The organism is Nocardia sp. CA-135953, from assembly GCF_050955735.1.
Classification (GTDB): Bacteria; Actinomycetota; Actinomycetes; order Mycobacteriales; family Mycobacteriaceae; genus Nocardia.
This window is the reverse complement of record NZ_CP192082.1, coordinates 70,450-93,415: the sequence shown is the minus strand read 5'-3', so window position 1 is coordinate 93,415 and position 22,966 is coordinate 70,450. Positions and strand designations below refer to the sequence as shown.

Below are 22,966 nucleotides of genomic sequence, written 5' to 3'. Positions count from 1 at the left end.
TCAGAAGTCGAAGTCCGAAGCGAAAGAACGCTTCAACGTGTAGACGGCCTTGGCGAAGACCCGCCATTGATTCGTGTTGGGAATGCGCTCCGCCAGACGGAACTCCACCGGCCGGTTGTTGTAGTCGCTCGACTCCTGGCTGAGCAACATGCGAGCGTTTTGGTAGCGGTCACGCTTGTCGGTCGAGGTCTGGTCGAAGGTCAGACCGACTTCGTTCGAGATCAGGGTTTCGCCGACGTACAGCCCAGCCCGCAGGTTGCGGGGCTGGACCTTGTCACTGACCGGCTCGGTCTGGAACAGGCGGACGACGACCTGGCCGGTCGTTATCTTGTCGGACTCCGGCCACACCTCGACGTTGACCAACCGGGTGTCGCTCTTGCGCTTCTTGTTGACCGCCAGCACCGGAACGACGATCTCCTGCAGCGTTGCCCCGCCATGAACAAAGCGTGAGCCGCCGCCGGCCAGTCGCAGGCGATGGATCGACTTGGGGATCTGGACTTCGAGGTCGCCCGCGACACCGAGCTGGGCGGCCTCGAAGGTGACGAAGGCGTTGTCGACCTTGAGGGCCTTGCCCAGTACGAAGCGCTTGTTGGGCACCTTGATGTCGTCGCCCTGCGGCTGAGTCGACAGGAAGAAGCTGTCCGCCAGCGCCTCGTCCTGGAACAAGAAGCCGTGGTCGGCCGTGATGAAGATGTTGGTCGCATTGGCGCTTGCCAGCTTCTTCACGAGGTCGACGATGTCACGCAGCGTGTCTTCGACGGCCTCGAAGACCTGCCGCTCGGTGCCGGGCTTTTCACCCGTGGCGTCGATCCGGTTGTGGTAGACGTACAGCACTCGGTTGGCCTTGTAGAGTTCCCGCCGATCCTCGGCGTTCAGTGCCCTGAAGTCCTCCGCCTGGATCGCCGAGCCACCGACGGCCTCCAAGACCTTGTTCCGAAAGGCGGTGTTGTTGGTCGGCTGGCCGTCGGCGAGAAGAGTCTTGGCGTCTGCCGAGTACTCAAGCGTCGTGTGCGGCAGCAGCGCCGCCATACCGAGCTGGGTGTAGCTCGGCAGCACCCCGAGGACGGCGTCGAGCGTTGCGTCGAAGCGGTCCTCCTGCCGGATGCGTGAGCCAAGTTCGTCGGCCACCTCGTAGCGCAGGGCGTCGGAGATGATGACGACCGCCTTCTTCTCGCCGTCGCGCACCAGCGGCGCTATGTAGCGGGAGTAGAAGGCTGTCTGCGCACGCAATGCGATTGATCGCCACTTCTCTGCCTGGTCAACCTGCTGCTGCCAGGCATTACCGAGCTCGTAGACGAACTTGTTGATGTAGCGCTTCTCGACCTGCTCGCGCAGAACCTCAAGCGGCTTGGGATACTCAGCCGTGCGGGCCGCGAAGATGAACCGGCGATAGTACTGGTCGATGCGAAACCACTCACGGCGGTACCGCTCGAGCCCGTCATCGAACGACTGCATCGCGACGTCGAGCGAGGCGATCTCGTCCAACAGCTCAGAGGCATTAGCGATGGCCGTGTAGAGCTGCTTGTAGTTGTCGACCCACACGCTGTTCTGACGCGCCCGGACGACCTCGGCGACCTCACGCGGAGTGACAGTCTGATCGACGACAGCCCGTGCCAGGTCGCTGATGATCTTCTGGTCGATCTCCTCGAAGAGGTCGATCGCCACCAGGTCACGGAAGCTCGCATCCTCGATCTGCGACTTGTAGTCGAGGTCACGAGCCGCCCGCTTCGCCAGCGTGGCGAGGGCACCCTGGCTGCGGCGGTCGTTGCGCAGGCTGGCGAAGTCAAGCTGGATGTTCTGCAACCCGCCCGGACGGTCGGAATTGAAGCCGTCGATCGCCGTCTGGAATATCCACAACACGAGGTCATCGATACTCGGTGACAGCGCCTCATAGCCATAGATGCGAGCGACGCCCCGCCAATAGAAGTCGTTCAGTCCGTAATCCACGAGCGAGTCATACTTAGCGCGCTGCTCCTTGGCGTTCTCGACCAGAAGGGCACGGGTGATCTCGAGCAGGCTGTGCGAGTCCTTGAGGCCGAGCAGCACTGCAGTCATCTTGGCGCGCAGGTCGGTGGCGTCGTCCTCGGGGTTAAGGAGTGTTTTGAGGCTCTGTACACGCTTGGTGGCGTTGAAGAACTTCTCGTGCGCTTGGACGACCTCTTCGATGCCTGTGGCGCTGAGACCGAGATCCTGGGCGATGAGAGCGGTGCGGTCGGCCGTGAAGACCCCGTAGGCCAGCTCAAGGTCGAACAGCCAGTTGTCGATGCCCGTCGGCACCGGACCCGAGCGGTAGACGACGAACTTGCCCTTCGGCTCGTCATGCAGCACCCGGTTCTTGATGGCGAACTCATCGTTGGTGACCCGGATCGTCTCGATGCCCGGCAGGTCGAGATCGTCCAGGTCAGCGGCGTACTGCCCCTCCGGGTCGTGCCAGAAGACGAGCCGCCGACTTTCAAACCAGCGCAGTAGGTGCGGGCGGACGGTTGTGGCATCACTCATCGCTGGCCTCAAGTCCTGGGATCTTCTTCAGGGCAGCGCCGAACTTCGGGTAGTTCGCCTTCACGCCGTCGTCCAGATCGATGGCCAGGCGACGAGAGGCCAGCGGGTACAGCACGTCGTGTTCGTACTCCTCAAGCTCCATCAGAACCTTGCGAAGGCGGTCAGCTTCTTTCTGAACGGCCGCCTGCAGACGCGGCGTACCGTTACCAGCGGCCAAACGCTCCTGCTGCTGGAGGCTCGACGAGAGCTTGGCCTGGAACTCACGCAGGTACTCGTTGAGCACCGTCGACACCGTGGACGACATGTAGCGGTGCATGTAGATCAGGGCGTTGAACGACCCCTTGGGGCTGGAGAACAGCCAGTAGATCGGGCGCTTCTTGTAACGCTGGACGTGATCCTTGTAGAACGACTTCACAAAGTAGTCGCGAATGTCCTTCACTCCAAGCGCATCCTTGACGAAGCGCAAGTTCTCTTCAAAGTGCTGATCGCCGAACGCGACGCGCAAGAACCGATGGAAACGCGCGACGATGTCGTCCTCGAACCACTCGTCGTCCACGATGGGGATGACGTTGTCCTTGTCGGGGTCGAACGTCGGGCTCGGAACCTTGTTCCAGTAGTCCCGCAGCGTCCCACCCTGGTCGGCCAGGATGAGGCCCGGCTTATCCATACTGTAGCGACCGAACATACATCCGACTGCATAAGAAATCAGGTCTCTAGTGGAGTCCGAACGAAATTCGTCAAGCCGTCCCCCGCCGGACCCGCCTGAATCGTCGAAATAGTTTCCGGTCAAGGTCACGGGCCGTCGACGCTCGTCCTCGCCAGCGTCAGGCTGCTCCGAGAGATACAGATGTTTGAAGAATGAGTCTATGTCATTCTCAATACTCGCCAATTCATCAAAATGTTCTTTGCAGTCGCGATATAAGGCATCGACTAGTTGAGCCAGCGGACCAACTTTTCCAACGAGCGGCGATAGATTGAAGTTCCACGAGGTCTCGTATCGATCCCAATCAGCCCGCGAGAGATCGATGGCCCGTTCAACTTTCTTGTCCAGACCAGCGGCACAGACGAGCTCTTCAAGGCTGGTGACCATTGGCATCTCTAAGACGTTCTCAACCTGAAAGTTTGACGTCGGATTCAGGCACTTCATTAGATACGATCCTGTGCTCGAACCGAGAAGGCCTAGCAACGCTAATAGGGTCGCGCGCCGCTCAGGAAATACACCCGAACCTGCAACATCCCACAGAAATCCCCCTGGATAGAAGCGGGGCGCAAATTCGTCCGAAGAACGGTAACTCCAACTCAAATACTCACGGAAGTAGAGCTTGCTATTCGTCGATCGATTGCGAACGAAATCGCTTCCCTTATTCGACCAGTTCACTATATGCAACTGGGCGCCGTACCAGCGTCGCGGCTCCCCACCCTTATTATAGGGCGCCCAGATCTTCCCGGCTCCCCAACCGCTATCGCCGCGGAGCTCAACGCGGTTGAATGATACTTCATGCCAAATTCGCAGAAACTTCGTGTTTGATCCTGTAATCATCCCTTGGATCGCTGGTGCGACGGTCTCTATAGGGTGGGACTCCGCCAAGACAGTCCTAGAGTGGGCCCCCAGCCAGTAAATTAGGCGGCTACCTGGGAGCGCAGAGAACATCGCTGCCGATCTCGCGTAACAGAATTCATCCATCCCCTCGCGGGAAAGCGTAGCAAGTGAGCCTCTCTTCGCCTCAGCCGTTCCGAGGCTTGTGAGGCGGATGTACAACCCCATTCGCGATTGCTCCGCGTTGTTAGCCAGTACGAAGGCGGCGGTAGAAACGACCTCGCCGCTTAAAGAATCGAAGACTCTCGTCCCGAGATGTGCAAGCACCACTGTAGTCATGGTCGACAGAATGCGACGCCTTAATTGCTCACTCGTGGACAAGAACATCCACGACTGCATCGTAATCATGGCAACCAAACCCCGGTTGCGCGTAAGTGCCATGGCCCGCTCAATGAATGTCGCGTACAGATCAGAGGAACTGAGCGGATACTTGCGCTTCAGCCATTCATTCAGCATGCCGTTCATGTTTTTCCCGCCCATGTACGGCGGATTTGCCACGACAACATCATAGCGAGCACCGAGGATCTCAGATTGAGAAACAACTCGGTAAGCTCGATAGAGGACATCGGCGAGAAGAAGATCACCGCCATTATCAAGAGATGCGAGGTGACGCCCAAGACGGTCAGTCAATGCGCCGTCAGGCTGGATCAATGAGCCCACAGCGGCGGCATGAGCGAACTGGTTCCAGAATGCCGACTCTGCATGACGGTCGCCACGCGTCAGCAAGAAGTCGATCTCGTCCGGCGTGAAGCTGATCGGGTCGAGTACGCAGATATTCGGCTCTACCTGCTTGTTGAAGAATGTGCGCTGCTTGGAACGAGCCTTCATCGTGAGGGCGAAAGCTGCCAGTGCCCCAGCTCGGGGGTCGATCTCGACGCCGTACAGGTTGTTGGTCAGGATCAGGCTGGGGATCTCTGCCGGGGCGTAGCCCTCTTCCTCGTAGATTACGTAGAGGAGGTCGAAGGCGTAGGTCAGCATGTGGCCCGAGCCGCAGGCCGGGTCGATGACCTTGAGTTCCCCCGGGCTGTTGATCTTGAGGAAGTCGGTCTCCTCGTCGACCGGAGCGATATAGTAGTCCATCTGGTCGACGAGGTGTGAGGAAGGGCGGTTCAGCATCCACAGGCGGCCGAGGGAGTTTTCGACCAGGTAGCGGACGATCCAGTGCGGCGTAAACAGCTGGGTGGCTGCTGGGATCTCGTCGGCGCCGGCCTTCTTGTTCTTCTTGAAGCCGGTGAAGACCTCGTCCTTGCGCTCTGAGATGTAGAACTGGTACAGCCAGCCGATGACCTCGACGTCCTGGCAGACATCGGTGGTCAGCACCTTGACGGCGCGGCTCGCCAGCGAGTCATCTGCCAGCAGGTTGGCCGGGATGAGCAGCTCGGTGAAGTCGCCTTGCCGCTCGAACATGAACGGCATGGCGCGGTTCCAATAGCGGCAGTAGTCCGCGAGTAGGAGGGCGTAGGCTTCGCCCTGGGCGTCGCCACTGCGCCGGGTCCCGTTGAGTAAGGCCGCGACCGTCTCGCGGGTCTTGCGCCCGACCACGGCGGCGTCGACGTTGCCGCGCTTGGCTTCAGCCAGGATCTCAGGCTGACCGGTTTCGACGCCTGTCTGTGGCGAGACGACACCGATGTCGGTGTAGCCGTTGGCGTCCATGAAGCGTAGGGCGATGATCCGGTTGAACCAGGTGTAGGCGACTCGGTCGGCGACCGCTGCCCTACCCTTGTCGTTTCCACCAGCCGCTCTGACGGCCTTCTCCAGGGCTTTGACGGCATTGGGCTGCTCCACCCGCTCGGACGAGGCTGGGGCCAGCACAACGGCTATTCGGGCGGTCACCTCGCGGATGAGCTCCTTGCGCGCCCAGGTGGCGAATGACTTCAGCGGTGCGGTTTCCATCAGAGCGAGATTCGCTTTCCCTCGTTCAGGGTCTGGACGAGTGCTGTCCGCAGGGCACCGAGGTAGCGGTCGACGTCCTCCTCCGTCTCCAACACCCCGGAGATACCCATGGCCGAAATGGTCTTGACCGATACGGTCTGCTTCAGAGGCGGTGTTCCGCCGTCGCCGTCATCCCCACCTTGCTGAGCCGCGGCCAGCTGGTCGAGCAGACGCGGGTAGACCGTCTCCTCGAAGCCCGACCCAGTCTCGCGGATGAGTGCGACCTGGTTCTGAGTACGGACTCGGAAGATCGTCTGGTCAACCTGGCGTAGCACGCTCTCCTGAGAGTCGAGGGGCGCATTGGTGTAGAAGGTGCTGCCTTCGATCTCGGCCTTGCGCCCCTCGATCGCCTCAAGGACCTCTGCTCGGTTGCTGGCCACGACCGCGTCGATCTGGGTACGTAACTGCTCAGTAGCCTGCTTGAGCCGGTTCATCTTATTGCCGCGGAACGCATTCGGGTCATCCAGTGCCGCGTGCACCGTGGCGTCGCTGCCGGACGGTAGGTAGCCGAGGTTGCTGCTGTGGGCAGTCAGTAGATCGGCGGCCTGGTCGTAGATGGCCTTCTGTCCGCCACTGAGGAACGCCTGGATCGGATCGATCGTGCTCTCCTTGGAGTCGAGCAGATCGTCGCCAAGGTTGAACTCAGTCAGGTACCAGTCGTCGGGCTTGTTGACCACCTGATCGAGCAAGCCAATAGCGGCCTGGAGCTGGCTGACGAATGGGTACTTCGACCCGGTCACCATAGCCTTGAGCTCGTCGCGCTTGCCCTTCAGCTTCTCGGCACCGTGTTGAGCCAGCTCCAGCGGATCTTTCGGCGTGTTGCCCTCGTCGAAGAAGTCGGTGCAGAACTTGCGGAAGGCTGCGACCTTGCGCTCGTCGAAGGTCTTCTGCGGCGACACCACAGCGTGGGCGTGCTTCTGGGTGTTGCGCAGAGCCGTGGCAACCTCAGACCGCTTGAGCACGTTACCGTCGACAGTGAGCGTCAGCTTGGAAGTGCCGACCAGGTAGCCGATCAGTACTTCGATCGAGGCCAGGTCCCAGCCGTACGGCTTCGCCGTGAAGCTGCCGACGATGGTCTTGACCGTGACCTGCTCGCCGAGGGCCTCGATGCGCAAGACGAACGACAAAACCTCCTCGGCTGGCGCGTAAAGCTTGCTGAGTTCATCTGCGGCGAATAGACCGTTGTCGGGGTTGGCCGCGCCGGCAATCTGCTGCTCGCTGTATGTCGTGCCACCGAGCAGCTTGAGCTGGGTGTAGGTCCGGCTGATGAGGTCCTGGAAGCCGTCGGTCACCCGAACCAGCGCATCCTGCGAGTTGGAGGTGATGTCGGCGGCGTTTATGACCAGGGTGGACTTGCCTACCGAGGCCTTGACCCGCTCGATCAGCTCCTTCTCGCGGTCGAGGTTCTGAGCACCCTTGGTCTGAAGGATCTGCCCCTCGATGGCCGAGATCGAGGTGCCCTGCTTCCGTTTGATGTACTTTTCAGTCTTGATCAGCAGGCGCAGGTCGGATAGCACGCGGGCGTCCGGCTGGAGGATGACCCGCAGCTCGTCCTTGCCCGCACTATGCATGCGGATCTCTTCGGGTGAGTACGGGTACTCCGGAGAGATGAAGTGGACCGCCAACTCACGCTGCTGGCCATGGGCCTGGTCGTCGAGCTTGAAGCCGAACGGGAAGTCCTGGTTGTTCTTGGCGTAGCGGATCTTGTTGGCTTTGATGACGTCGCCGGACAGAATCCTGAACAGTCGGCTGCTTACCTCGGAGGCGTCGATGTCGACGTTCTTGATCTCCTCCTCGATGACCTGCTCTTCGTTGGTCAGGTACTCGTAGACGTTGCCGTTGCGCTGAACGTACGTCTGGGTTTCCAGCAGCGTGAGCGCTTCCTTGACCTGCTCTGAGAGTACTGGAAGGTCGAGACCGAAGCGGTCGTAGACCAGCACCGTGAGGTTGCGCGGGGTCGCCTGGAAGCTTTCGACGTACTTGACCAGGAACAGTGCCTTGAGCAGGCGGACGGCCAGCTCGTTGTCGAGGTTGCGCTCGGCGACGTCGATCGATCGCTGGGCGGCCGACTTCAGCGAAGCGCGGATACCGGCGAACATGCTGTCGAAGGTGGCGAGCTGGCCGACCTCGACGTTGCCGATGTCCTTGGCAACCTGCTGGACGACGCCGAGCATCGAGCGCTCACCGACCGAGCTGTTCCGGCCCTCGAAGACGTTGTGGTCGGAGATGCCCTCGATCGCGGCCTGAAACAGCGGGAACTGGTAGCTGACGAATGGGTAGGTCCCGCCGAAGTGCGCCTCATCAATGTAGTTGCGGTAGGTCTTCGCTCCGTCGACGAAGTCGAACAGCGTCTTGAAGTTGGCGTGCTGCTCGGCGTAGATGACGCTCAGCGCGCCGACGCCTGCGTCGTTCTTCTCGAGCAGACGCTTGCGGATGACCTCCTCGACGTCGGCGCTTGTCAGCTTCAGACGCGTCTTGAAGCGGGCTTGGATCTTGGAGAAGTCGTTGCCCTGCTGGCGGGTGCGATCACCGATGACCTTCTCCATGTCCTCCTGCGAGGTCACGAACACCCACCCCCGCCCGGAGCACTTGGTGTTGAGTGACTCGGCGATGGTCTGCAGGTTGAGCATCAGCTTGGTGTCGCTGCCAATGAACTGGCCGACTTCGTCGACGAAGAAGTTCAGACGGAAGGTCGGGTCGCCCTGCTTATCCAGCCAAGCCTTGACCTCGTCGGCAAAGTCCTCGATCGAGACCGAGTACGACGCGCTGTACTGCCGGATGATGCCGTCGGCACTCCCGCCGTTGACCTCGGCGAAGGCACGGTCGATGCTCGGCCCCTCCAGGGCGCTCTGTTCGCGACCTTGAGTCCAGGGAATGCCAGCGATGCGCTCGAACGCCTCTTGGAAGGCCTGGTACTGACCACGGGCGTCCAGGTCACGCTCGAAGCGGGCGACGTGGCCCTGGCTACCGTAGTAGCCGCGGGACTCGTCGAAGACCTTGACGAACACCCTGAGCAGGGCGTCGGTCTGGTCCTTGCTGATCAGGGTGGCCTTCTGGTCGATGTTGAACAGCAGGCTCTTGGCCGGGATGCGGTCGGCCTTGTCGAGCAGGCCAGGCAGGAAGGCGTCGGGGGTCTTGGCTCGGAAGCTGTCCGAGACGTTTTGGCGCGGGTAGTCCTGGCCTTCGACGTCACCAAGCAGGTGAGCGAGCATCTTGAGCATGTGCGACTTACCAGAACCAAAGAAGCCCGAGATCCACACGCCGTTGGCGTTGGTATAGGACGTGTACTCCTCCAGGAGGATCTCCAGGCCCTTAGCCGCTTCGTTGGTCAGGACGTACTCGTCGACCTCGGTGCCCAGGTGCGCGGCGTCATCGGCCTTGATGACGCCCTCGATCGGCCGCTGGATGTCCTTGTCGAAGATCTGGTCGAGCTGCATCGAGCTCACGCCTCCTGTTCCAGGATGTTCTTGGCTCGGTAGTACTGGTCGTCCTTGAGCCGACCGAACAGCACGAGCGATGAGCCCAACGTGTCGGACTGCTCGTAGCGGCCCGGGAAGAACATGAGCATCGGCTTGCCATTGACCACCGACTGCAGGTTGTTCAGCACGTTGTGCGAGCGGATGTACGGAAAAGCTTCACCGATGCCGGTGAGGAAGAAGATGTCGAACTGCTCAGGGGCGAGTCGGTCACGGATCGCCGGGGCAATGTGCAGCTGAGGGTCGAGCATTCCCTGAAGCATCTCGCGGAAGTCGGTCTTGTCCTGGTCTGACTCGATAGCGAGCACCCGGTCCCAGACGCCCCGCGCCTTGAGCAGCTCGATCGACAGGTCGTAGAGGTTGATCTCGAAGACCGTCACCCCAGCGCCGGCCAGCCGGTTCTTGACCCGCTTCTTAGCCGCGGCGACTTCGAGTGAATCCTCCGGCGGGTACGGATAAATGAAGAACGGAACCTCGTTGCTCAGCCCCTCCATCTGGAGGAAGCGGCGACCGCTGAGAACCGAAAACAGGTGCTCCTCCTGCTCGGGCAGAGTCTTGGCAATCATCGTGCAGCGCCCGCCCTCTCGGTCTGCTTCGTCGGGAAGAAGCGCATGTCGTTCGGTCTGCGGGCGCTCAACGTCGCCACGACTCGCTCCGACAACACGGCAGGGATGATGTAGCCCGCGTCCGACAGCAGCCCGGCCTCCTGAAGCATCTTGAATACATTCGACCTCAACTTCTGCAGCGTCGACTCCTTGATGGTTGCCAGCTCCTCGTGCCACAGCGCCTTGGCCCGCACGAGGCTGTCGAAGTCCTCGTAGCCGAGCGTCAAAGCGAGAGTGAGGTACCGCTCGCGCAATACCTCTTCGGCGAACTCCCCGATGAGTTCGTAGCGGCGACAGGCGGCTACCCACAGGAGATATGACCGTTCCGAAGCAGTGGTGTCAACCAGCAGTTCGACCTCGTCGCCGGTCAACGCCGACAGTCGCGCGACCGTCTCGCGCACCAGACGGACACCAGTGCTGCGCGTCCGTGCCTGCAGCAGATTGCCCTCGACCGCTCGGTTGCGGACCCGCTCCCAGTCCCGCTCCTCAAGGTAGACCGGTGCGAGCATGGCCGCCTCACGAGCCAGGAGGGCACCCGTGGTGAACGACAAGGCGTAGCGCCGTGGCGACGGCGCTAATGCATCGTTCACCCGCTCTCCTCTCCCCTCGTAGGCAAGTCGTTCAACGTATCGCCGTCCACCGACAGTCAGGCTTCACTCGGCGTGGCGGCCTCATCGGACGAAGACGCCCTGCCGGCTCGAACCCAATCGTCGACCTCGCTCGTCTGGAACTTCCAGAGCCGCCCCACCTTGTGGGCGGGCATGCCCTTCTCTGCAATCCAGGCGTAGACGGTGTCCTTTGTGACGCCGAGGTGGGCTGCGATGTCATCGGCGGACAGCCACGGATCTGCCATTCCGAGCCTTCCTGAAGAGTTCAAACCCGATATGGGCGGGTTACACCGACTTTATCGGACTCAGAGCCAGTTAGTGCGAAGAGGACTGAAGGAGGCCAGGAGGTTCATGAGCTGGCTTAATTCCCCGAAAGGGCCGACCGAAGTGAATGAACCGCAGTTGCCGCTCTGCGCGCCGTGAGCTATCTCCCGACACCATGCAGGAACACACGCTGGCTCACCGCAGTCGATTGGCACCCAGCGGAGGCCACCGGACACGGCCACCACGCGTCGACGCGACCGGCTTCTTGTGGTGTATTCGCGTCGCAAACTGGCGCATGCGGGTGGTAGTGGAACGTTGCCGTCGTGACAGCATTTGACACCGGTGTCGCGGTCCCGAAGAAGACTCGACAGTCGGTTGAGGGGCGGGCGCGTAGTTGCCCATCGATGGCGAAATTACTGGTCACCGTAAGGAATTTGGCATCAAATTTGGCATGCGACGTACATTCGCCCGTCACGAACGGATTGCTTGAGGAAGTGTTCAATATCGTAGACAGAGCCATCCAATGCAGCGGCATGCACGGGCAGCCGGTCAACTTTCGCGTCCTCGATAATGCCGTTGATGATCCCGCGCAGCGACCTAGTCGTATCCGAGTTCCGTTGAGTTGAGGCTGGATTCGACTATTCCAACAGTGCCGCTCGACTCGGCGTTGTACTCAACTGCTAATTCCTTCGCACCGGCCGGAGCTATTGCCGCCTCGACCAGCTCGAGGACGAAAGCGCCTTCCGTCTCAGAATTTACGAGTTGGGACTCGTCCGCTTGCTGAGCCAATTGCTTGAGTTTGGCCGATTCAGCGCGCTGGGCCATTAGTTCGCGGATCTCGTCGGGAGTCTCAACGCCGAGTTGCCGACACAAGCCGGGCGTTGCATTGAGCATCAGACTCCAACCGCTGTCCCGGCCTTTCGCCTCCAGGCGTTGCTGATGCGCGATCCGAGCCGCCAAGGCTTCGGGGCTGGTCGCTTCGTTGCGGAGGTCGCGTTCGAGCTGGTCGAGTTCGGCGTACAGTGCGGCGAGCTCGTCACTGCGATCGAACCCGTCGGGCTGGGTCGTCTGAAGTTCGGATAGTCGCGCGCTGTCGAGTTCGAGGTCCAACTTTCGCATCTCAAGGGCGTGCGGCAATTCAGTGATCATATTCTCAACGCGCGACATGATTCCGGAGGCAAGCCGGGCCTGGTCGGCCGCTTGCTCTTCCGGTGTCATTTGATGGGTCTTCTGAGCATCGATGTAGAGTTTTTCTCGTTCGATCGCGCGAGGAGGTGTCGGCAATCCGACGGGTTTGATATAGAGCAGCGATTGCTCGGTACTGTAGCGGACCTCGATTTGGAATCCTTTTATTGTCGCGACAGTCAATGCCTCATCCAAGCTCTTACGCTGAAGCTCCGCCATGCTCGCCCGGAGAATATCCATCAACGCTTTGGATGCCTCTGGACGCTTGCTGAAGTGCTTACCATTGACGACATATGAAGAATTCCGTTGGGATTCGGTCAAGCTTTCGAGATGCTCGACGGCAGTTTGGATTGCCTGGATAGCTGCACCATGACGCGGGATAGCTCTTTCTAGCGAAGAAATCTCGCGCTCTCGACTACGGTTCGCCGCAAAATACTGATCTTGTTCAGCTTGCAAGCCAGCAACCGCGGAGTCCAACTCGACTTTGCGGACATGCCGATTATCTCCAGTCGCGATCGCCTTAATTGCCGCAGCATTTTCAGCAAGATCATCGTTCTCAATGTCCTTGACGCGCCGCACGCTGCGATCGGCACGCTTCAACTGTTCGATAAAGTGCGCCTTGCGTTGCAGGATCTGCCACATGATGGTATCGAACGTCCTTTCGGCCACGTAGCAGAATACCTTGACCTTTGCGTTCTGATTGTGCTGGCGGATGATGCGGCCTTCTCTTTGTTGCAAATCCGCAGGCTTCCACGGCACATCGACGTGATGCAGTGCGGTCGCTCTCGTTTGAATGTTTGTACCTGTTCCCATTTTCTCGGTCGAACCGAGGATGACTGAAACCTTCCCGTTCTTGCATTCGTCGAAGAGCACCTGCTTTGCAGCGGCCGATGGATAGTCATGGATGAATCGGATCGAGCCGGGTTCCATCCCGCCAGCGATCAGCTCATCTTTGATCGCCTGGTAGATCGTCCAGTCGTCTGTGTTCTTCGGGGTGGATCGGTCGCAGAAAACGATCTGAAGTCCGCCGGGTGTCGGTGAAGGCTCACCGAGGGCGTCGAGGTAGGTGTTGAATTTGGTTTCAGCATGGACTTCGAGGACCTTTTGGGCCACGATCCGAGCACGGCCACCGTTTGCGGGTGCATCCAAATGAGCGGCTCGCGGATCGAGTGTCACATTGCGACCGTCGGTACTTATCTTGAGAAGATTGTCAAGGTCCGGTCTCTTCGGATCGAGACTGTCGGCTCGATACCCGAGATCTTGGATAAAGTCGAGGATTTCTTGTTCGGGCTCGTAGGCGACAACCTCTCTTTCGCCACCATCCAGTTCGGGCAGATTAGCAGGAATCTGATCGCGCCCGACGACATCGGTAAAGGTAGAGGTCATTGCGATGAGGTCACCGGTATTGATGAATTCTCCGACTCGCGTGCGAGAGACCAAACGGGTGCCGGAGGTATTCAGCTCGACTCGGGTGACGGTGTCGGTGAAGTTGCTTCCCCAAGCGTCGAGGTGTTCGACTTGGGAGTGCTCGAGCAGGTCGGGACGCAGGTATTTCGTCATCACGAATAGCTCGGACAACGAGTTTGCGACCGGTGTGCCCGTCGCAAAGGTGGCAACTCGCTCGATGTAGGCGTCTGCTGGAATACCTGCGATTTCCGCTTCGCGTCGGCGTTTGGTGCGCAAGTAGGAAAGTTTCAACAGCATGTCCAGCGCCTGCTGGGAACCAGGTATACACGCGAGTTCCATGACGTTGGATTCGCGTTCTAGATTCTTGAAATTGTGCGCCTCATCTACGAAAAGGTAGTCGCATCCACCGTCCTCGAATCCGAATCCGCCTGCGTCGCGGCTGGTTTCACTGAGCGCACGCTTCAGCCGTTGTTTCGCGTTGGCGAGCTTTATTTCAAGTTCTTTGATCGACTCACGGTCGGTCAGGTGTGCGCGTCCGGATTCGAGCGTGTCGATCTGGACTTGGATGAACTGCGCCGAGGTCTGTCCGGATACGTTCATTCGCTTGAACGCCGACATCGGGACGATGACGATGTCCCAGTCCTGGGCCGCGGACTGGGCCAGGAGTCGCCTCCGTGAATCGGAGTCGGTGGCTGCCGCCCCGGAGAGTACGCGTGCGCCGGGATACCACTGGTTTGCTTCGCGGGTGACCTGGTCGATGATGTGGTTTGGTACGACAATCCAGGGCTGGCGGGCAAGCCGGAGCCGCTTGAGCTCCATGGCCGCCATGAGCATGGTGCCCGTCTTTCCGGCTCCGACGACGTGGTCCAAAAGGACTGTGGGCGTGCTACAGATCCGGCGCACCGCGCTGCGCTGGTAGTCGTACGGAACGAATGTGGCACCCAGTCCGGGAAGAGTCAGGTACGACCCGTCGAACTGTGGGGCGACATACGAATTGAACAGGTCGTTGTAGCGGTCCAGCAGCCGCTCGCGCCGCGTGGCGTCTCGGTCGAGTGCCCAGGCACAGAATTCTTCGTTCAACCGCTTGGCCTGGTTCTGTGCCATCCGGGTGGCCCGTGTGTGGATTACGTCCCCGCCGGTGGCCGCGAGGTAAACGCCAGACTTGTTGACCGTGATCGTGCGCGAATTACACAGGTCGCGTAGCAGGTCGATGTGCGAAGGTGCCTTGGCGACGCCTGAGCCTTCGATGCCACGGCGTTCGGCGTCGGGATCGTCGAAGTTGTAGCGGCTGCGCTGGTCGAGCGTTTTCTTCGGACGCAGTCCCCATTTTTCGACGTCAGCGTCCCAACCGCCGTATTTGGGAACGTCGATGATCCAGCTGCCGTCGACGCGGGAAACGTTGACGTTTTGGCCCGCGTGGAGGTCGAAGGTGTCGCGGATGAACTGGACGTAGTCAGCGGGGTCGACCCACACTGCGCCGAGCCGGATATCGACGTCGGTCTTGCGTTCCGGCACAACGGCGGTCAGCGCTTTGACGTTGACCGCGTATTGCGGATTGGATTCTGCTGCCCGGGTGGCGGCGGCGAGTTTGCTGCGGACATTGCCCGACAGATAGATCGGAGCATCAATCCAGACGTCGGGGTCCTCGACGGATCTGAATGCCAACGCCGAGGAGACGAGTTGTTGTTCGGCTTCGATGACGGTGACACCGAGCAGTCCGGCGATTCGACTGATCTGGATGCCGTTGGACTCGTTCAGACTCGCTGCGACGGCATCATCGATGGTGTTGACGCGCTCCGGTGGCTTCGGAGCAGCCGAGACGACATCGGCGGTGAAGACAGCGGCTTTGGTCGCTCGCCCGGTCTCGTCGTCGAAGTTCTCCAGCGCGAAGACGACGCTTATCGTCGGGTCGTTCCGCAGTATGCCTTCGAGGTGGGATTGCTTCTTGAATGGTTCGCGGGTTGGCGTCCACGCCTCCGCGGATAGCTGTTCGTAGACGTCGTCGGGAACGGGGCCTCGGTATGGCTTGGTCTTGCTGCCCTCGAGGATTCGCCATTTCTCGATGGCTTTGTCGAGGCGGACTCGATGTTGCTGCTCGGTGACCGCAGGAGGGTGAATCCACTTGAAGCGGTTGATGAATCCGTATTGAGACAGGTAGTTGTCGTAGCGCCGGTTGAGTTCGACGCGCAGAGCTTTGCGGTGTTCTGGAGCGAGTCCGTCGAGTTGAGCGCGGACCAGCTGTGTCGCGACGTCGCGGAGTCCGAGCAAGGCTCTCCACTCTTGAGACTTTCGCTTTCCCCGTACGGCGGCCTCGGCCCAATCGTGGCCGTCGTAGACCTCGATGCGATAGCGCTCGGCGTTCCAGCGCAAGGTGTCAACCGCGATGCGCTCGGATTGGTCCACCGGGCGGACGAGGCCAGCGCCGAACATCTCCGGTTCTGAGATGGCCGTGGATTCCGCTGTGGCGGTCAACGCGAGGTCTGCGGCGCGAGCTTGGTCGACGATGTCGGTGAGCCGTTGGGCCACCAGCTCATTCAGTTCGTCGCCGAGCGGCCCGTCTATTCCGAGAATTTCGTTGCCGTAGGCATCGGTCGACTTGATGGCAGCACCAAGTACGTTTTCGGGGTGGTCGGCGAAGTACCGGTTGATCGGCATCGCGACTTCGGCACCGGGGTCTTCGGGATCGGGTACATAGATCTTGCCGTGGGTGAGAAACCTTCGAGTGTTCTCGCTGGGGGCACGGTTTTCTTCGCGGACACGGAACAGCAAGACATCAGTGACGACATCGGTTCCAGCCACACGCGCATGAGCACGATTGGGAAGGCGGAGGGCACCGATTAGGTCGGCGCGGTCGCTCATCAGGGTACGGGCGCGCGTGTCCTCGCCGTCGGCAGTGTAGGCACTGGTGATCATCGCGACATAGCCGCCGACGCCGGTCAAGGCGAGCGATTTGAGAATGAAGTGGTTGTGGATTGTCAGGTTCGAGCTGTTGTGGGTCGGATCGTGGAGCCGGATCTTGCCGAAGGGGACGTTGCCGATGCTGGCCGCGAAGGTTTCGGTTTCGACGAGTGTTTCCTCGAATCCCTCGTTGCGGATCTGCGCACTGGGGTAGAGGGCAGCCGCCACGCGAGCGGTTGTGGAGTCGAGTTCCACGCCCACCATGACAGCCTCGGCCGGCGCGTGGGCAAGGAAGTTGCCTGAGCCGCAACCTGGTTCGAGTACTCGTCCGTCCGTGAACCCGGCAAGGATCAGCGCGTTCCACATCGCTTTGGCGATGGTGGGAGGGGTGTAGTGCGCGTTGGGTGTGGTGGCACGAGCGCGAGCCCATCCAGCGGCACCGAGCATTTCCCGCAGCTCGGCGCGCTCTCGATCCCATTCGGGCCGATCGCGGTCGAAGACCTGCGGGACCGCCCCCCAGCCGCTGTATCCCGCGATTACCTTCTGTTCGTCGGCCGTCGCGTAGCGGTCTTCTTCGTCCAGCTGATCCAGCAACTGGATTGCCGCGATGTTGGCGCGCACACGCTCCCGGGGGCCGGAGGGTACCCAGATCGTGGTGCCAGCGACGAAGTCGACCGCGTCTGGATGATCGTTGGTGACATCTTCGTCGTCGCCGAGGTCTTCGGTGTCATCGTCGCTGGTTTCGTCGCTGTCCTGAAGTTGTGCTCCGGCACCTGCGACAGCGGGCGACTGCGATTCTTCCTGCGTGATTTCGGCCGGATCTGTGCTGCTCTGGGGAACATCTGGCGCCAGCGGGGTGGACGATGTCGCCGACTCCTGTGGCACGGTCGGAGGGGAGATTTCGGCGTCTGTGGCAGGACTGTCGGGCTGTGCCGGTGCGGCGGTCTCGCTGTCTTCGACTAGTTGCGGGTCGAATAGGCCCGGTGTGAATTCTTCTTCGAGCTTCGGTGCCGAGCTGACGTCCGGTCGGTGGTCGGTGATGACTGCGCCGGGGGTGACCGCATCGGATTGAGGTCGATCGAGCTCCCCAGAGACTGGAGTCGAGGGCGATGGCGTCGTTTCTGCGGAATCGCTCGGTTCGGCTGAACGGCTTGTTGGTCGCGAATTCGCGTCTGCCCGTGCGTCAGCGATATCCGGTGCGGGAGGTCGGCGGTTAGGTTGCCTGCGAAGGCGTAGCTCTGCCGAGGTGGGCGGTAGCGGTGATCCACCGGGGTTGGCGGCAGTCGGATCGACCGGACTCGCGCCATGGCTATCGAACAGCGCTTGTTGGTTGGGGTCGAGCGCCTTACGCCGGGTTCGTCGTGGTTGGGCCGATGCCGTGGACCGACGACGGGTCGGTGATTTCTTGGTCGCGGGTTGGTGGACGACGACCTCGCCGAAGAGGTCGTCGAACATTCCCAACTGGCCCGGAGTTAGGGCTCGAGCGCTCCCGGACCGTCCAGAGGCTGCCCGTCGGCCACCATCGCGGCCTCCAGTCGGGCGACTACTGCCACCATCGCGGGATCTTGCGGGCCGGTCGGGATCGGTTGGCCATCCTCGTTCATCGCTTGGAGGAGATATGCCAGCATGACCCGCCACAGCGTTGGCTTGGCCGGAAACCACTGGTCGGTCAGCTCTTCCAGCTCCGGTGCCGGTTCGCTGCGGCTCAGCGGATTCCGCCACCGGTCCGGACCCTGGTCGGTCTCCTCCGGGATCTCCGAGATCGGTTCGTCGGGCTCGGGTGGAATCTTCTCGTAGAGATTCTGCTGGAGGACCTGCTCGGTCACGCGGAGTCGGGCGGTGTTGATCAGGGCGACCGTCGTCAGGTAGTCGGGCTCCAAGCCGTTGTGCTCGGCCCTCCACTGCGCGATCATCGGGCCTTGGGCGGTGCCCATCCCCTGCTCGATCAATGCGCTGATCGTCGCTGCTTCCTGATCGAGGAAGAGCTTGATCTCCTCGGCTGTCAGATCCGACGGCAGGCCGATCGACGTTGTCCACACCGTCTCGACGTGTTGGCGAATTTGCAGTGACATGACCGTCCTTGATGTCGTTCGATTGTGCATGCAGGCCGGGGTCTTCAGGCGCGCGACCAGCGCTGCCAGCCGCGTCGACGGTCGCGTCTCCTCGTTCGGCCCCCGTGCCGACCGCCGCTTCCAGAGTACGGTCAATCAGTAACTGCGCGAGTCGTGTATCTCCCCCTGGCACGTCACGGATTCGAGCTGCCAGCCGGTCTAGCGCACCTTGGTAGACGCTGGTGACGAGCGACGTCATCTCTGGCGCCGACTCGATATTCGATGGTGCGGTGCCCAGAACCTCGTGCAGGTCAGTGCTGATCGTCTGGTAGGAGGCGATCAGGGTGTCGAGCACTGCCGGACGAGGGGCCGAGGCAGGGTGTTCGGTGAAGGCGACCTCGATGCGTTCGATCGCGATTCTTGCTTGTGCGGGCACCGACACCGGCGGGTGTTCGGTGGTCCACGTCGCATCGATCGCACGAAATGAGCGATCGCGGGAGCGCTCCAGGTATTCCACGAGCTGGCCGACCGTGACCTTGTCGGTGAACGTTCCGGTCAGGACGAGCATGTGGCTGGCGACCACGGAGGGTTGGTGACCGTAGACGTTCACCGTTGACTCCCGGAGAGCGGGTCTACGGGTGGGGTCGATGATCGCGGTGTCGATCAGCCATTGGTTTCGCTGCGTCGAGTATGTCGCGGTCACGATTCCGTCGTCGGATCCGGCGACCGGTGTTGCGAATCGAATCACGAGGTCGTCGGGTGTGAGTGTGCTGGCCTCGATCACACCTGTGTCGGGCACAAGGCGATCGATGTGCTCGGCGACGCGGTCAGCCGTGGCCTCGAGGCTCCGGTGGTCTGGTGTTGGCTGCCATGACTCGAGCTGGACGACTTGACGCCAGAATTCGGTGAGCGGTTCGGCGGCATCCGGTTCGCCGGGCAGGTCGCCGATCCGGGCTTCCAGGCTATGCAGCAGGCGGGTGAGTTCGGACATCTCCGCTTGGCGGGCAGTGTCGGTCTCCGGCACCTCGCCTGACCAGTACTCCGTGTCGGCGAGTACCGCGCTGATCTCGCGGTGTGCGTCCAGGAGTGAATCGCGGCTACCAGCGGCGGCGAGTCCTGCGGTCCGTTCCCTGATCTCAGAATCGACCTGCTCGAGGGCGTCACGGTCGGATTGGTCGACGTGGAGTCCAGGACCCTGCAGCCGGGTGAGATCATTGCGGCGGGAGAAAGTGGCTCCGCCTTCGATGATCGTGAGTAGCCGATCGAGAGGCAGTAGACCGTAGGGGATGTCGGACTCGGGGTTGATCAACAACGATTCGACCGGCTCAGGCGGATCGGCTTCCTCGCTGTTGGTGCCGCGGCCGACCTCGCTTGCGGTCCATCCGCCCTGGTCATGGCTGTCCAGCTCGAATCGAACATGAATCAAGCGGTAGCTGGCGCCTATCGCTGGCGCGGTAAGGATCCTGCCCGCAGTGCTATCGATGAAGCTGCGCAGTACTTCTCGGGCGCGATACTCGGGATCGAATGCCAGCTGTACCTCATCGGCGAGGCGGTCAACGATCTGCTCCAGGCTCTTGTCTCCGTCGGCTTGCCCGACTACGGCATCGTCCGCAGCCGTTGTGGCATCCGGCTTGGAGCGCGTGTCGGCGTTGGCGTTGTTGTCCGCGGGCGCAGCTGCGCCGAGTCGCGGGTACTCGTCGTCTGGCATGGTCTTCTCCAGCGCCTACCGGCTCATGCGCTACGCCGGTTTCGGAAGTCGGGGCCGAAACCCGTATCGGTTGGCAGATGTGGTGTGGCGAACCAGCCCAATGGAATTCGTCGAGCGGGCAGTGTCGGGATGGCGACATGCCGGTCGGGGGTGCACCGCCACATCGGCCCAGAAGCGGCGTCCATCATGACCCGCAGATGCGGGTCCAGATGATGCAGGAACCACGCCGACATCGCGGACCCGTCCTTGCTCAATCTGCTTGCCTCCCAAGCCGAATGAAGGAAAGCCATCCGGCAGGCGACCTCGGTGTGCAGCCACCATTGCGCGCAGAAGGTAGACGTGCCCTCACGGTTGCCCGACGACAACTTCCGGGCTACGCGTGGCGCCAGCCAGTCTTCGAACCACAGGTAGTGGAATCGGTAGTGTGCGTCGGCGACCGATGTGGTTGGGGTCGGCGGAAACGATCCGTCAGGTACCGTTTGGAACGGCAGTGTCGGGATGGCGACATGCCGGTCTGGGGTGCACCGCCACATCGGCCCAGAAGCAGCGTCCATCACGACCCGCAGATGAGGGTCCAGATGATGCAGGAACCACGCCGACATCGCCGACCCGTCCTTGCTCAATCTGCTTGCCTCCCAAGCCGAATGAAGGAACGCCATCCGGCAGGAAACCTCGGTGTGCAACCACCACTGCGCGCAGAATGTAAACGTGCCCTCACGGTTGCCCGACGACAACTTCCGGGCGATCTGTGGGACCAGCCAGCTTTCGAACCATGTCGAATGGGTTGGATATTTGTTCTGGGCAGGTGTGGTCACGGTTGAGTTCCATTCTGGCTGTCATCGTTCTCGGCGATCGTCGGAGCGTCGGGAGGGGGTGTTCCCGCATACAGAGCGAGTGATTGTTCGACGAGTTCGCGGTGCGGTGTTTCCCACCACGGCACTTGGACGATGAGGATCGGTTTATTGCGGGGGTATCGGACGATCGCGCGTTCACCGTCGAGTGCGGCGAGATCGGATTCGTCCAGAATCGACTCGCTCCGCCAGCTGTAGGACGTGTCGGAATTTCCTTGGCCGATTCGGCGAGACCGATCAGCAACGTCGTGGTGCCCGACCAACGCGGCCCAGTCGCGCAGATAGTCGATATCGCCGACGCCGCCGCCATAGATTTGCACGGACTGGTTGAGCATTGTTTTCAGCCCGTCGATACCCCACAGCTTCTTGCCCTGTTCGAGCACTTGAAGGAAGGTAAAGAGCAGAATTCCTTGGCCGCCGGCGTAGCTGTAGTAGGACGGCAATTCCGCGATCTTTGCGCAATTCGCGGCTTCGTCGAGGATCGCGAACATCGGCACCGCGAGGCGGCCGTCGGGGCGGCCGCTGGCGATGCGGCGTGCCGCTTGAATGATCTGTCCAACAAGTGCTGTCGTGAGCGGAGTGGAGGATGCGGGGCCTTCCATGCTCAATGCATACAAACTGTCGCGGCTGGTCACGAAGGCGAGCGGATCGAATTCGGGCAGTTCGTCGGTGACGGGCCGTTGCTCGACGTTGATTGCGATCTTGTCGGGGTGATCGATGGTGCCGCTGACAGCGATGCGTTTGCGGCTCGGTGGTGTGACGACCTTGGCGTAAATCCGTATGGTGAGCACGTCGAGAAATCGCCTCGCCATGTCGAACAGCCCATCGCGCTGTCGTGAGGTCACGGATTGAATGTCGCGAATGCGTTGTGCTGCAATATCGTGCCCATGTTTGAGCAGGATCAGCTGGGGGGTGTCGTCTTGGTCACGTCCCAGCCATTCCAGGACATGAAGCAGGTCGCCCCCGACGCATGCGGAGGCCAAGATATAGAGTGCGGCGAGTTTCTGGGCTCCTCCGTCGAAGTAGGAGTCGACTCGGCTGTCACTGTCTCGGGAAGCGGAGACGAAGAAGGAGATAAGCTCGAGCGCGCCATCGAGTTCGGTGATGTACCGCAAGGGATTCCACCAGAATCCGAGCGCATATTGTCCTGCGGCGGCTTGCAGATCGAGAAGCCAGACGTGGCCCCGCTGTTCGCGTCCGTAGCGAGTGTGTTCCAGGAGGTCCGGTTTGTTGGTGGTGGCGACCATCGGGCCTGGAGCTTCCAGCACCCAAGGAATCGCCCACGCCGTTGTTTTGCCGGAGCGGCTTCCAGCAACGACCGTCACGCCCATTTCCAATGGGGCATAAAGATCCACGCCTGCGTCAACCGTCGCACCTATACGCGCCCCCTTGGTTTGGGCACCATCGGGCGCGTCCTTCATCAATCTCGCCGCGGACTCTCCACGGGCACCGACGAGACTCCGTGAGCGCTGCATAGTGCGAGCGACTGCGTCGATCTCCGGACGTGACCGAACGAATGTCCGAGCGCACCAACCACCGACTCCGATGGGGATGGCGAGCGCGACGGCGACGACGGTGGACTGCCATGGCCATGGCCGCCGTCCCTTGGCTACTGCTGCGAGCGCTTCGGCCGGATTGCCTCGCACCGGTATCCCTGCCCACCAGCTGCCCAGTGCCAATGCCGCCCACACCGCTAGTGCCAGGCCGATCAGGCCGCATACCACCAACAGCTCAAGGCTTTCCTCGGACAGGCCGCCCTTCTTACGGCGCCGAATCTTTCGCGAGGCCGTCACCATGGTGACCACTCCGAGGCCGGTTGGCCGCAGAGGACGCCGAACCGGGTAGCGAGTTGATGATGGCCGATCGGTGCCGCGATGACCTGCGC

Annotated in this window: 9 protein-coding genes; all 9 read right to left on the bottom strand. The window is 61.2% G+C overall.

Annotated elements, in window-relative coordinates; all coding sequences use genetic code 11:
• Positions 1-2,499: a BREX-1 system phosphatase PglZ type A gene (gene pglZ, locus ACQPXH_RS00380; RefSeq protein WP_433600364.1), complete on the bottom strand. Its 2,499-nt coding sequence runs from the start codon at positions 2,497-2,499 to the stop codon at positions 1-3.
• A complete protein-coding gene (pglX, locus tag ACQPXH_RS00375) occupies positions 2,492-5,989 on the bottom strand; it encodes a BREX-1 system adenine-specific DNA-methyltransferase PglX (protein WP_433600363.1) in 3,498 nt (1,165 codons plus the stop codon). The genes pglZ and pglX overlap by 8 nt, the downstream gene beginning before the upstream one ends.
• On the bottom strand, positions 5,989-9,465 hold the full coding sequence (gene brxC / locus ACQPXH_RS00370; protein WP_433600362.1) for a BREX system P-loop protein BrxC: 3,477 nt from the start codon (positions 9,463-9,465) through the stop codon (positions 5,989-5,991). Before brxC ends, pglX begins: the two co-directional genes overlap by 1 nt.
• A 5-nt stretch (positions 9,466-9,470) precedes the next feature.
• Entirely contained in the window at positions 9,471-10,070 is a 600-nt protein-coding gene (locus ACQPXH_RS00365; protein WP_433600361.1) for a DUF1788 domain-containing protein, read from the bottom strand.
• Positions 10,067-10,699 carry a DUF1819 family protein gene (locus tag ACQPXH_RS00360; RefSeq protein ID WP_433600360.1) on the bottom strand — a complete coding sequence of 211 codons (633 nt, stop codon included), beginning with the start codon at positions 10,697-10,699 and terminating at the stop codon, positions 10,067-10,069. Before ACQPXH_RS00360 ends, ACQPXH_RS00365 begins: the two co-directional genes overlap by 4 nt.
• Positions 10,700-10,755: 56 nt before the next feature.
• Positions 10,756-10,962 carry a helix-turn-helix domain-containing protein gene (locus tag ACQPXH_RS00355; protein ID WP_433600359.1) on the bottom strand — a complete coding sequence of 69 codons (207 nt, stop codon included), beginning with the start codon at positions 10,960-10,962 and terminating at the stop codon, positions 10,756-10,758.
• A 616-nt stretch (positions 10,963-11,578) separates the two neighbouring features.
• Complete coding sequence (locus ACQPXH_RS00350; RefSeq protein ID WP_433600358.1) at positions 11,579-20,230, bottom strand: DEAD/DEAH box helicase family protein; 8,652 nt, start codon at positions 20,228-20,230, stop codon at positions 11,579-11,581.
• Positions 20,231-20,253: 23 nt separating this feature from the next.
• Positions 20,254-21,045, bottom strand: coding sequence for a DUF4913 domain-containing protein (locus tag ACQPXH_RS00345; RefSeq protein ID WP_433600357.1), 792 nt, complete (start codon positions 21,043-21,045; stop codon positions 20,254-20,256).
• Positions 21,042-22,877, bottom strand: a complete 1,836-nt coding sequence (locus ACQPXH_RS00340) for a type IV secretory system conjugative DNA transfer family protein (RefSeq protein ID WP_433603678.1) — start codon at positions 22,875-22,877, stop codon at positions 21,042-21,044. Before ACQPXH_RS00340 ends, ACQPXH_RS00345 begins: the two co-directional genes overlap by 4 nt.
• Between the last annotated feature and the right edge of the window lie 89 nt (positions 22,878-22,966).

Coding starts and splice junctions, on each gene's coding strand:
- pglZ (WP_433600364.1), bottom strand. CDS start 2,499: ATGAGTGATGCCACAACCGTCCGCCCGCACCTACTGCGCTGGTTTGAA.
- ACQPXH_RS00365 (WP_433600361.1), bottom strand. CDS start 10,070: ATGATTGCCAAGACTCTGCCCGAGCAGGAGGAGCACCTGTTTTCGGTT.
- ACQPXH_RS00350 (WP_433600358.1), bottom strand. CDS start 20,230: ATGCCAGACGACGAGTACCCGCGACTCGGCGCAGCTGCGCCCGCGGAC.
- ACQPXH_RS00340 (WP_433603678.1), bottom strand. CDS start 22,877: ATGGTGACGGCCTCGCGAAAGATTCGGCGCCGTAAGAAGGGCGGCCTG.
- ACQPXH_RS00355 (WP_433600359.1), bottom strand. CDS start 10,962: ATGGCAGATCCGTGGCTGTCCGCCGATGACATCGCAGCCCACCTCGGC.
- pglX (WP_433600363.1), bottom strand. CDS start 5,989: ATGGAAACCGCACCGCTGAAGTCATTCGCCACCTGGGCGCGCAAGGAG.
- brxC (WP_433600362.1), bottom strand. CDS start 9,465: ATGCAGCTCGACCAGATCTTCGACAAGGACATCCAGCGGCCGATCGAG.